The organism is Asticcacaulis sp. P4_H10, from assembly GCF_056400965.1.
Genome location: NZ_JBFUKH010000003.1, coordinates 306,557 through 319,643, shown reverse-complemented (window position 1 = coordinate 319,643; position 13,087 = coordinate 306,557). Strand labels below are relative to the sequence as shown.

At 61.5% G+C, this 13,087-nt stretch carries 6 protein-coding genes; 4 read left to right on the top strand and 2 right to left on the bottom strand.

Annotated features, from left to right (window positions below; all coding sequences use genetic code 11):
- Window positions 1-26 precede the first annotated feature (26 nt).
- From AC1DON_RS07755 to AC1DON_RS07745, 3 genes are all read left to right on the top strand, one after another.
- Complete coding sequence (locus tag AC1DON_RS07755) at window positions 27-2,006, top strand: alpha-L-arabinofuranosidase C-terminal domain-containing protein (protein ID WP_476934205.1); 1,980 nt, start codon at window positions 27-29, stop codon at window positions 2,004-2,006.
- Between the two features lie 139 nt (window positions 2,007-2,145).
- A complete protein-coding gene (locus tag AC1DON_RS07750; RefSeq protein WP_476934204.1) occupies window positions 2,146-3,351 on the top strand; it encodes a glycoside hydrolase family protein in 1,206 nt (401 codons plus the stop codon).
- Between the two features lie 119 nt (window positions 3,352-3,470).
- Window positions 3,471-3,821 carry a DUF1304 domain-containing protein gene (locus AC1DON_RS07745; RefSeq protein WP_476934203.1) on the top strand — a complete coding sequence of 117 codons (351 nt, stop codon included), beginning with the start codon at window positions 3,471-3,473 and terminating at the stop codon, window positions 3,819-3,821.
- Window positions 3,822-4,093: 272 nt separating this feature from the next.
- Here the strand turns inward: AC1DON_RS07745 and AC1DON_RS07740 are convergent, their stop codons facing one another.
- Together AC1DON_RS07740 and galA are read right to left on the bottom strand one after the other, a co-directional pair.
- A complete protein-coding gene (locus AC1DON_RS07740) occupies window positions 4,094-6,325 on the bottom strand; it encodes an alpha/beta hydrolase family protein (RefSeq protein ID WP_476934202.1) in 2,232 nt (743 codons plus the stop codon).
- A gap of 56 nt (window positions 6,326-6,381) precedes the next feature.
- Complete coding sequence (galA, locus tag AC1DON_RS07735) at window positions 6,382-9,255, bottom strand: beta-galactosidase GalA (RefSeq protein WP_476934201.1); 2,874 nt, start codon at window positions 9,253-9,255, stop codon at window positions 6,382-6,384.
- A 722-nt stretch (window positions 9,256-9,977) separates the two neighbouring features.
- Here galA and AC1DON_RS07730 point away from each other — a divergent pair.
- Window positions 9,978-12,989 carry a TonB-dependent receptor gene (locus tag AC1DON_RS07730; RefSeq protein WP_476934200.1) on the top strand — a complete coding sequence of 1,004 codons (3,012 nt, stop codon included), beginning with the start codon at window positions 9,978-9,980 and terminating at the stop codon, window positions 12,987-12,989.
- Window positions 12,990-13,087 lie beyond the last annotated feature (98 nt).

The following is a 13,087-nucleotide window of genomic DNA, read 5'->3' as shown; positions in this document are numbered from 1 at the left end:
ATATATCCAGGTTAAAAGAGCCGAACATGAAGCTAACGTCCTTAAGTCTCGCGAGCTTCGCACTGGCCTTATCGTGCCTTCCGCACACGGCAGTCAGCCAGCAGGCGAAACCTGTCCCGACGATCAGCATCGCTGCCGACAAGGTGAAGGCCCGCATGAGTCCGACGCTTTATGGACTCATGACCGAGGAGATCAATTTCGCCTACGAAGGTGGTCTCTATGGCGAGCTTATCCGCAACCGCTCCTTCAAGGGCGAAGGCGGATTTGCCTATAACATAGACGAACCAGTCTACTGGACGCCTCTGGGGGACGTGGAGATCGCACTCGACAAGGGGCAACCGCTCAACAGCGCTTTGAACCTGAGTCTGCTCCTGAATGTGAAAACGGCTTCGGAAGCCAGTCCCGCCGGCGTTTCCAATCCGGGCTACTGGGGGATTCCGGTCAGGCCGAACAGGACCTATAAGGCTTCCTTTTTCGCCAAGGCAGAAGGTACAAGCGGCCCCGTCACCATCGCCCTGGCAGGTAAGACCGGCGCCGTTGCCGCCTCCGCACGCGTGACAGGCATTACGGGTGAATGGAAGCGGTTCGAGGTAACGCTGGTGACTGGCCCAGTTACAGCGTCGAAGGACAATGTTTTTACCCTGACCACGACAGGGCCTGCGAAAATCTGGCTGCAACAGGTTTCGCTCTTTGGCGACACGTTCAACGACCGGCCAAACGGTAACCGGCGTGACCTGATGGAAATGATGGCGGGCCTGAAGCCGACATTTCTACGCTTCCCGGGCGGGAACTATCTGGAGGGGGACTATTTCCCTCAACGGTTCGAATGGAAAAAGACGATCGGTCCCGTCGAAACGCGTCCTGGCCACCGCAGCCCATGGAACTACTGGTCGACCGACGGCATGGGGCTGATGGAATTTCTCTTGTGGTGCGAGGACCTGAAGGTCGAACCGGTGCTTGGCGTTTTCGCCGGCTATGCGTTGCAGGGCGAGCATGTCTCGTCGCCTGAGGAACTTGCGCCCTATGTCCAAGAAGCGCTTGACCAGATCGAATATATTACTGGCGACGTGACGACGAAATGGGGCGCCAAACGCGCCGAAGACGGACATCCCGCACCGTTTGCACTCAGGTATGTCGAGATCGGCAATGAAGACTTTTTTGATAAGTCCGGTTCGTATGACAAGCGTTTCTCGACCTTCTACAAGGCCATAAAGGCGAAGCATCCGCATCTTCAGCTGATATCGAGCATGGGCGCGGAATCGACGCCGTCGCAACGGCCGGACCTGGTGGATGAGCACACCTACGCCTGGGGCGAGGCCCAGATGTACGAGCACATCAACGACTACGACAACCGGCCACGTACCGACCCCAAGGTGTTTGTCGGTGAATGGGCCACGCACAATGGCTGGCCCATGCCAAGCATGAAAGCGGCAATCGCCGATGCTGCCTATCTGACCGGACTGGAACGCAACTCGGATCATGTGGTGATGTCGGCTTATGCGCCCCTGCTGGCCAACCTCAGCCAAGTCGGCGGCCACAGCCGCGACAACTCGCTGCAATGGGCAACCAACCTGATCGGCTATGACGCGCTGACCGCGTTTGCCACACCGTCCTACCACGTCCAGAAAATGTTCGCCGAAACGAAGGGCGACGTGGTTCTGGAAACGGCCGGCACGGATATTCCGCAATGGACGGTCGACAACAAGACCTTTGCGTCCCTGTACTGGGTTGCGACACGCAACGAGAAAAACCGTCATCTTCAAATCAAGCTGGTCAATCGCAGCGCTTCCAGCCAACCGGTGACACTGAAGCTGTCGGGCCTTAAGTCGGTAGCCGCCTCCGGCGTCCTGACGGTGCTGAGCGCCGACGATCCCGACGCGGCCAATTCGCTGGAAAAGCCTGACAGGATCGCGCCTCGAATGGAAAAACTTTCCGGCCTGTCGCGCGACTTTACAGTGACGCTGCCGGCCTGGTCCGTTTCGGTTCTGGATTTTGCCGCGCGATAGGCCGGCGCAACTGGCATAAAGATCGTGGCTCACCCCTTCAGGTCCAGAGCCATTATTGCCATATATGGAATTAACTTGCGCTCGGGAAAATGCCGAAATAGGAGTCGTCTGACGGGACTCAGCACAGAGGGTGAGCGGCATGACGGACGACACAGCATCGGCAACCGGAACCTCGGGGCTTAATCGCCGAACGCTCCTAACCGCAATGGCCGGCATAGCGCTGGCAGGCCCAGCCGCCGCCCAGCTGGTCGAGGATGTGCCGGTCGTCGGCAAGAAGCCGTTCATCGCCTATTTCAAGCCGTCGCCGGTCATCCAGCCCCTGAGCAAGACAATCTGGGGCGCCGAAACCGTCGGCCCTCGCGATCCGGCGAACGGCCTCGAAGACCACGGGCTGACGCAGTGGAACTATTGGGATGGATCGATCCTGAAAGGCAAGGACGGCAAATACCGCATGTTCGCCAGCCGCTGGGACCAGGCCGGCGGCCACGGGGAGTGGTGGAATTCCAAGGCCCTCGTCGGCGTCAGCACGTCCCTGTTCGGCCCCTACGAAGACAAGGGCCTGTTGTGGCCGCACGACCAGAATGGCAAGGGGCACAATGTCATTGCGCTTCAGATGCCCGACGGACGCTATGCCGTGGTGGTGAGCGAGACGCGTCAGGGCAAGGGCGATGTCTTCACCTCGGCGTCGATCGACGGGCCCTGGGAACTGCTGGGCAGTATCACTGTCGACCAGAGCAAGGTGCGCTCACTGCTTGATCCGGGTGAAGTCCAGGCGCCGGACAGCGCCGAACCCCGACCGTGGCGCGCATCCAATGTCGGGATGATCCTGCGGCCGGACGGCAGGTACCAGCTTGTCGAACGATCGGGCCAGATCCTGATCAGCAAGAGCGGCATTCTCGGTCCTTACGAGCCGCAGGGACCCGCCATCTACCGCGACCTGAAAGGCCTGCCGCAGCGGTCGCTCGGCAAGCTCGAGGATCCGGTGATCTGGTTCAGCGGCGGCTGGTACCACGTCCTGGTGAACCATTGGGATGAGCGCCGCGCCTATCACCTGATCTCGCGCAACGGCATCGACGGCTGGATCGTCCAGGGCCTGGCCTATGAGCCGAACGCCGACTTCATCCGCTATACCAACGGCACGGTCAATCACTGGAACAAGCTGGAACGGCCCGGCGTGGTCATGGAAAACGGCCACGTCGTCGCCCTGACCTTTGCCGTGATCGATGTGCCCAAGGACGACGAAAAGGGCAATGACCGCCACGGCAGCAAGGTGATCGTCGTACCTTTCGACGGCGCGGCCATGGATCGCGACCTGGCCAGGGTGGATCAGGCGCGCGGTGGCTGAATTCCCACGCCGGTTCGCATGGCGGCCGGGGGCACGATTTTTGCCAATCCGGAGAATCTGGATTATCAGTTCCATGTCGCCCTGGTGTCCCAGGCGCGGCCAACTGAAGGGGTAGAGATATGAGCCTTGCCGATCTGGCGATCCTTTTCGTGGCCGCCCTGCATTTTGCTTTTCTGGTGCTTGAGATGTTCCTGTGGAACACGCCCTTCGGCCGCAAGACGTTCGGGTTGACGCCTGAGTTCGCGGCGCAGTCGGCGACACTGGCGGCCAACCAGGGGCTCTATAACGGCCTGCTGGCGGCCGGGCTGGTCCTGTCGGTCGTGCTCCACGACTTTCACGCAAAGCTGTACCTGCTGGGCTTTGTCATCATTGCCGGGCTCTATGGCGGCTTCACGGTCAAGAAGTCAATCCTGGTCATCCAGGCGCTGCCGGCGGTGATCGCGCTGGTGCTGGTCCACATTGTCCCCTGAGCCCGCAGGGTTATCGCATATAGCTTGCAACATATTGAATTCACTTCTCTTCTCCCCGCTTGAGGGGAGAAGGTGGCCCGTTAGGGCCGGATGAGGGGTTATACTGTCGTTTCAGCGCGCGTATCTTCTGACGCTTTACCCCTCACCTTGGCGCTGCGCGCCTTTCCTCTCCCCTTTACATGGGGAGAGGAGAAATAGAACCAGCACGTCAAAGTCATATGCGATAGCCCTGCCTGAGCCCGGGCGGTCGGCATTTCCGCCACTTGAACCGCCTAGTTCTCCGCCGGATTATTGACCGCCAGGAAGGCCGTGACGGCCTGGAGTATTTTCAGCCGCGCCGCTTCACCGTCCGCCGCATGGTCCTCGCGCGTCAGCTCGACGTAATCGACAGGCTTGCCTGCCGACTTCAGGCCGTCACGTAAGCCACGGCTTTGGCCGGCAGGTACGGGACCGCGTCCTTCCTGACCGATCAGCAGGACCGGCGCGGAGATGGCCGATGCCGCGACGGACGGCGTATTGGCGTCGATCGCCTTTTCGAGGTTGCGCATGCTCATCGGGTTATCGACGAACGTCCTCGGCCACTTCGGCGATGGCGACAGGGTGGTGAACGCGTCGCCATCCTGTATTGGGGCGAAGGTCTTGCGCCAGGCCAGGTATCCCTTGACGTCCGTAATGCCATCGATGGCTGCCGCACACCGCACGCGTCCCGTCTCGGCCAGCTTCAGGGCAGCATAGCCACCAAACGCCGTTCCGGCCGCACACACACGTTGCGGATCGACCATGCCCTGGCGCACTAGCGTCGCGACGCCATCGCCAAGGTCGGACTGGAGCGTGGCGCTCCAGTGTGCGCCACCGCTCCGGTAATTGGGCTGGAATACGAGATATCCGCGTGAGGCCAGCGCCTGCGTCAGGCCGTCGAAATCGATACTGGCCTGGCCGCCCGGGCTGTCCTGCGGCAGGACGACCAGCGGCAAGTTCTTGTAGGCCGGCTTGGGCGGCAGGGTGAGCACGCCCTTGAGGGACGTCCCGTCGGACGCCGTGTAGGAGAAGACCTCCTGTCTGGCGATCCAGCTGGTCGGTATTTGCGGGAAATCCTCGCCGACCGGCGCGCTCTTGCCCCTGGCGAAATCGAGCAGGTAATAGGTACCGGTCTCCTCATCGCCAACGACGCGGATCAGGGCCTTCTTCAAATCGTCTGTGACCGATACGACCTCGATGGACTGCCCGGCCGACGCGGCCAGCGCCCGCTCATAGACCTTGCGCAGGCGCGGCTCGCGGATATCGTAGGCCGGTGTTTCCAGGTGCGCGGCAAAGCCCGCCAGACGTCCCGAACGAGGGTCAAAGACAGGGCGCTCCGAGCCGGCGTCGCTGGCCTCAAGCGGCCCGGACAACGTGCCTTTGGCATCGAGCGTGTAATAGTGGAACCGGCGTGGCGCGTCCTTGGCGTCATTGCCGTGCGTATCGCTGTCCAGGATCACGATCGACGCGCCATCCGCCGCCAGGCCGACCAGAACCGGGGCGAACGTGTCCTTCGCCCTGACGATGTCGCGGCTGAGAACCGGCTTCCATTTGCCGTTGACCTTCATCTCTACGCGGTAATGCCCTTCGAGGAAGTCGTAGAGAGTGCGCGCCGCGATCGTCCCGTCCGGCCTGTATAGCCAGTCGTCGACGTAGATGGCCTCGCGTTCAATGTCACCGCCGCCGTCATCGACCAGCTTGGCGTGGCCGGTGGCCGGATCGACCGTCCACAGAAAGACGCGCTGGGCGGGCTGGCTGCCGACGGATTGCGTGCGCATTTCCATGAACGGGCCGAGCAATTGTGCCTTGCCGTCGATGACCACGCGAGACGGTAGTCCCAGCGCCTGACTTGGCGCGTCGCCAATGTGCGCGCCTATCGGCGCTGACTCGCCCGTCAGCATGTTGACGGACGTTATCGCATTTTCACCGCGCACGCCGAAATAGATGCACCTGGGCGGCTGGTTAGCCATCATCAGCATCTGGACCTGCGCCGCATCTGCGCCAGACACCTTTGTCGCGTCGGCGCCCGCCGGGGAACTGGGGACAGGGGCAATGTCGCGACCGTTGAGTGGCTGGGGGCTGCCTTGCGTCGCCGAACCCGCACAAGTGCCACGGGTTACCGCCCGGGAATCCGAGACCAGTACATGGGTATCGTCGGCCCAACTGATCGCGCTCACATTGCCGCCGCTGAGTTTCTGGTAGGCGTGCTGCCGGTTGGAGAAACCGTAACTGACCAGAATATCCACCCCACCTACACGTGTCGTGAATGCAATCTGAGACCCGTCCGGAGACAAGGCAATTTCCTGGAAATGCGGCGGCCTGGCGTAAAGTTCAAGCGGCGGCGGCGCATCGACAGGCTTGGCACGCTTCGTTCCGCGGACAACGACTTCCGGCCCCGGAGTTTCGGCGCGGGCGGAGGCATGGCCGGCTGCGGCGGCCGCCGCCAGCATGGTCGTAATTGTCAGAATTCTCTTCAACAGGGACAATCGATCCTCCCGCAAGCGTCAAAAATTACAAGTTCGATCCAGGGCCCGCGCCAGCCTTACGGCCGGATGCGAACCACATCCGTGAAACCAAAGGCCTGTCCGGCCTTGGTTTCGAAAACCAGGCTCAGCCAGTGTTTGCCGTCGCCGGCGGGGAAAGCCGCGCTCAGTGGCCCGCTGCCGGCATCGGTTTTTTCGGCGACCTTCCGGCCGTCGATATAGAGGCTGCACGGACCCAGCAGGCCCAGGCAATCGAGCGTACCGCCGTGTTTACGCACCTTCGCGAACGCCTCGACTTCGGCGGCGCACAGCACGAAGCCGTCCTTGGCCGCAGGCGCGAACGGCACGCCCGCCCGGAACCAGCCCCAGGAGTTCATGTCGTTGTCCTTCGGGCGTAAATTGGGGTCGATGGCTGCCGCCTGATCCGGCGCCCGCCGCCAGTTCTCGGTGGTCTGCACGCTTTCCGAAACCGCCTGGTAGGGCCAGGGTGCGGCTGCAACTACGTCGACCTGCACGACGGCGGCCTTCAGGCCGGGCGCGCTGGCGGTCAGTTTCAGCTTTCCGGCCTGCCCCTCGCGCGTCTGGACGATCACCTGCGCCAGCCCGTTGAACAGGGCGCGAGTGTTGCCTTTTTCGCTTGTGGTATCGTTGGGATTGCCGTTCCCCAGCCCGATGATGTCTCCGCCGTCGACGGCGAAGGTGATCTGGTGCTGGGCCACCGGCACATGGCGGCCCTTGGCATCCACGGCTTCGACCGTGAAGGGCTGGGCGTCAAGGCCGTCGCCGCGCATCGTGCTGCGATAAGGGGTCAGTTTCAGACGGACGGGCGCGCCGGTCGTTTCGACCTCGAAGGTCTTGACGACCTTGCCGCCGCGATAGCCCACAGCCTTCAGCTTCCCTGGGGCGTAGGCGGCGGTCCAGCGGTTCATCTCGTAGATGTCGCCCTTCTGCTTCCCGAGCGATTTTCCGTTCAGGAAGACTTCGACCTCATCCATATTGTGAAGCGCCATGATCAGGATGTCCTGGCCCTCGCGGCCGGGCCAGGTCCAGTGCGGCGCGAGTTGCAGGACGGGTTCGTCGCGCCACTGCGCCTGGCGAAGCCAGAAGGCGGTCTTGGCAAAACCGCACAGATCCATGATGCCGAAGAAGGATGAGTTGGACGGCCACTGGTGCGGCGTCGGCTCGCCGTGGTAGTCGAAGCCGGTCCAGACAAAGGCTCCGGCCACGAACGGCCGTTCGGCGATCGCCTTCCATCCGACACGGTGCGTCGTGCCCCACGACGAGGCGTCGTCGTCGTAGGACGCGATGATGTTTTTCTCCGGAATGGTCTTGTACTCACCGCGCGTCATGAACGCCGAGCAGTCCTCCGACGAGGTGATCGGCAGCTTCGGATGCGCCTTGTGGAAGTCGTCATAGGCCTGGTACTGGTAGTTGAAGCCAACGACATCCACCGTCTGGGAGACGTTGACCGGCGTGAACAGCCCGTCATTCATGGCGGCGGTGACCGGCCGGGTCGTGTCCAGCGCCTTGACCCGGGCGGCCATGCGGCGAACCATCTGGTAGCCTTGTTCCGTCCCCTGCATCGGTTCTTCGTTGAACACCGACCACAGGATGATCGACGGATGGTTGCGGTCGCGGCGCACCAGCCATTCCAGCTCCGCCATGTGATCCGGAGACGGATTGAAGACGCGGTTCTCATCCATGACCAGGAAGCCCAGCCGGTCGCACATCGCGTAGAAGGACCGGTCCTGGGCGTTGTGTGAGCACCGGATGGCGTTGCAGCCCAGTTCCTTGAGGCGGTTGAGGCGATATTCCAGAACGCCGTCCGGCACCGCCACGCCTACGCCGGCGTGGTCCTGGTGGATGCACACGCCCTTGAGCTTTACCGAGCGTCCATTGAGGTGAAAGCCGGTGTCGGGGTCGAATAACTGGGTGCGGAAGCCGGCGGGCGTCGTCGCCTCGTCCACGACCTGGCCGTTGCGGATGACCTGGGTGCGGACGCTGTAGAGGCTTGGGGTCTCGATACTCCACAGTTTGGGCGCCCTGACCGCCATCTGCCCGGTGACGACGGCATCCTTGAGCGGCGCTACACTGGCGCTCATCCTTGCCTCGGTGACCGTGGCGCCGCTGTCGTCCAGGAGGGCCGAAACGATCTCGATCTCCTGCGGGGTCTCGCCGGAATTATACAGCGTGACTTCCACGGGAATCCGCCATTGCCCACCGTCTTCGACCGGGTGGGCGAAAACGCCGTCGGTGACGATATGGACGGGGTTGCGCTTGACGATCCAGGTATTGCGATAGACGCCGGCGCCTTCGTACCACCATCCCTGCATCGTGTCGGCGTCGGCGCGGATGACCAGTGAATTCAGGGATTCGCCGTAGGTCACGAACGGGGTGATGTCGATATAGATCGAATTATAGCCCGACCAGTTCCGGTTGACGAGCGTGCCGTTCAGCCAGACCGTGGCGTGGGTCGAGATGCCGTCCAGCTGCAATTCGATATGCTTGCCGCGGTCACTCTCCTCGAACCTGAGCAGGTTCCGGTACCAGCCAATGCCGCGTTTGCGATAGCCCTGCGCCAGGTTCTCATTCGGTTCGGGCAACTGAAAGCTGGCGAAATCGTGCGGCAGGCTTACGGCCTTCCATTCGGTGTCGTCATAGGTCGGCGCAGCGGCGCCCCAGGCGGAGCCCGCCTTGGCATTGGCATAGGACCAGCCGTGACCCAGGATCTTGGGGAACGGCACGTCGCCCTCAAGGAAGCGCCAGCCCTTGTTAAGGGAAAGGACTTCCCGGACCGACGTCCTGTCGTTGCGCGCCGGTCCAGGCGCGTCGTGTGTTTCGGCCGGCGCCGCACGGGCCACGGAGGCCGGGAGGCTCAACGGCAAAACGCCAAGCAAACTCACGGTTTTCAAAAGGTCGCGTCGGCCCAGCATGTCTCACCCCTGAAGCGTTTTCGTCATAACACCCGCTGTGTTCGACAGCCTTTCAGGTGCTGCACGAAATCCATTCAGCATGGCTCCACGACGTCATGTCTCTTCTATTAGCCGCTACGGATTTATATGCAAAATGAATTTTTATATATAGTGTAGCGACTCGTGAAGCCGGGCGCCGGGTCTGTGGCCTTCCATCCGGACGGATCGCGGACCGACTCGACACGGTCGCAAGCGCTACAGCGGGTGGATGACAGCGCAGGTCAACGGGGCAAGATAATGCAGTCACAAAAAATTTTAGACGCTTTATGAGGCATTTCCGCAACATGTCGAAAACCGCTTCCGCCGGAACGGCCCCTCCAAACCCGGGAAGTCTGTGGCAGTTGTCCTTGTTATATAAAACAAATTGCCATTAATGAAAATTCAAATCGTTTATCGGGATGGTTTTCAAAGGCCTCGTTTTGGGCCGCCCACTCAATGAAATTTAAATTTCAAATATTGGTCATATTGACATATTCATTCCATTTAGCTCAATTCCATATGTGAAAGCAGCTTTCAAAGAGTCGCCGGACTGGTCCCCGCCTCTGTCCCCCAAACTGCTCACACGCAAAGTCTCGGTCGCCACCCCCCCCTTCGGCACTTGGCTCGATTTGAAATATCCGGACCGGCACGGGGCGAGCTGGTCGGATGCAAATGGAAGGAAAGCAGTTAGATCAATGAAAAACATGCTGAATAAAACGGCAAAACGTACAAGCGGCTGGAAACTGGCACTCCTCAGCGGATCGATGCTGGTCGCAGGCATGCATACCGCCGCCTACGCCCAGGACGCCGCGCCGGCGGCTGATGACTCGGTTGTCGTCGTGACAAGCTTCAAGAAGAGCTATGCCGACGCCGTACGGTCGAAGAAGCAGAACATCGAAATCACCGACGGCATTTCGTCCGACGGTCTGGGCCGCTTCCCGGACCTGAACGTCGGTGAGGCGTTGCAACGCATCCCCGGCGTCCAGATCAACCGCGAAGCCGAAGGCCGCAACGCGACGATCAACCTGCGCGGCATGCCGGGCTCCTATGCCCGCACGACGCTGAACGGCGTTGCCTTCGCCGCGCCGCCGTCGCTGGCCAACGACCAGGGCTCGCCGCTGGGCGCGTTCAATTCGGACATCTTCTCGGCGTTCGTCATCGAAAAGTCGCCCATGGCCAATGCCCAGTCGGGCGGCCTCAGTGGCAATGTCGACATGCAGATCGCACCGGCCCTGTCACGCCTGGACGGCGGCTCGATCAAGGCGTCGTACGAGTATAACGAACTGGGCGGCAGCGTCGCGCCGGCCATGACGCTGGGCTACAACAAGCACCTCAGCTCCAACCTGGCCGTCTTTGGCACCGTGGCGTACAAGAAGGAAGACTTCCGCCGCGACACCCTGCGCTACAACGGCTACAGCCGCCTGACGCCCGGCCTGACAGGCCTGAGCGCGGCCAATTTCGCCTCGGCCTATGGCCAGTATTATTCGGCGACGCCCTGCCCGACCACAGCATCGTTCTGCCGGTCGCTTTCGGACGTCCTGGGCACCTCGACCTATAATACCAGCACGACCGGTACAAAGGGCAACAGCGGCGTTTACGCGCTGGATGCCATCCGCCAGTACACCCGCGAAAACAAGGGCGACCTGGTGACGGCCACCGCCGGCATCGAATGGAAGCCGAACGATAATACGAAGATGGGTATCATCGGCTACTACACGGACCGCAACCTGCCGAAGACGACGCAGTACTTCCTGATCAACGCGGTCTGGGACGGCGCCGGCACGATCACGCCGTCAGGCTCGCCTGAGCAGATGTCGGACGGGCGCTGGCTGTACGAAACGGCCGCCTACAACAACTTCCCGGCCAAGTCATCGACGCGCCTCTATTCGCAGCATCAGCAGGCCCAGGGCTTCGTCGCCAACCTCGACTGGAACAACGAAGACTGGAAGGTCAACTTCGTCGTCGCCGGCTCGAAGGGCTCCAACTCGTCGCTCGAAACCGAACTGGACCTCCAGACCAACCCGGTCACCGGCGGAACCAACGGCATTTCGGGCACGCTGACCACGGGCTTTGGCGAACTGGACGGCTTCACCTACAATGTCACGCCGACGCCGCAGAACGCCTTGTTCAACAACGGCTGGGCCTGGCAGGGCGCCAATGGCGATCCGGAAGGCTATCTGCGCTCGAACGGGCTCTACTACCTCAACATCTCCGGCTCCGAAAGCTTCGCCGACCAGACGGTCACCTCGGCCCAGGTCGATATCGAACGCAATCTCGACTTCGGCCCCATCACGGCGATCAAGGGCGGCCTGCGTCTCGAAAAGAACGAGTTCAAGTCGCACGGCTTCCGCAACATGGCCTATGGCGCCCAGTTGCAGAACATCACCAGCGACATGCTTATCACGCCGGACTTTGTCGATGATTTCATGAACGGCGATGCGAATATCAGCAAGAACTGGCAGGTCATCGACGCCGAGCGCTTCATCGCGGCCGTCACGCCGGTTGACGTCTATACGCCGTCAGGCGGCGGGCTGACGACGCGCGGCTTCAACGTCTTCTATCAGGACGGCGCGTTCGCCGACAACAACTACACCACGCAGAACGACCTCACCCAGGCCTATATCCAGGTGAAGTACGACACCGAAGTCCTGGGCCACCGTCTGCGCGGTAATATCGGCACCCGCTATGAAGCCACCGACAACACAATCGATTCCCTCGACCTGTACCGTCCGTTCACCGGCATCGCCGGCTCGCTGTCGGACTTCAAGTGGCAGCGTATCGAGAACAAGTATAACTACTGGCTGCCGTCGGCGATCTTCGCGCTGGACCTGAAAGAGGACCTGATCCTGCGCGGCGCCTATTACAAGACCTATGTCCGGCCGCAGGACCGCCAGTTCTCGCCGGTCACCCGCATCGGTGAGCGCGTGCTGAACTCATCGCAGACGACCTCGTCCATGTCGGTCTACAATGCCTCGGTCCGCATCGGTAACAACAAGCTGCAGCCGTACCTCGCCGACTCCGTCGACTTCTCGCTGGAATGGTACAACCGCCCGGGCGGCCTGCTGGCCCTCGCCTACTTCCGCAAGGTCATCACCGGCCGCATCGTCGGCAGCTCGGATCCGGCCATCCTGTGTCCGGCCGACGGATCGACCTGGGGCTTCGGCGCCCTGTCGTGGGACGGCCAGTACTGCACGGCCACCAGCCTGGCGACGTCGAACAGCACGACGCGGATTTCCGCCTCGGGCAACTATAACCTCGACAGCGACACCACGGTCGAAGGGTTGGAATTCAACATTCAGCAGAACCTGGATTTCCTCCCCGGCTTCTGGAAGAACTTCGGTGGCAATTTCAACTACGCCTATACCGACTCCAAGAGCCCGGCCATCGCGCCGTTCCCAGGTATCTCCAAGCACACAGCGAACCTGATCGGCTATTACGAGACGCCGAAATATGGTATCCGCGCGGTCTACAACTACCGCACGGACTACCCGCTGAACGCCAATGGCACCTATACCGGCGGCGCACGCTCGGTGAAGGCGCGCGGGCAGCTCGACCTGTCGGCTTCCTATAACATCACCGACCGGTTCACCCTGTCGCTGGACGCCTACAACATCACCAATGAGAAGCGTTACGAGTACGAGAACGATCTGCGCGTCGTGCGCTGGATCGACTACGACGGCCGCAGCTTCACCCTGACGGCAAGAGGTAGCTTCTAGGCAAAAACTTGGATCGGAATGATGCGTCGACTTAAATCATTCCGATCTAACCCACCCGGGGCGGGTTTCTTTCCCTGAGAACCCGCCTGACGCCACGT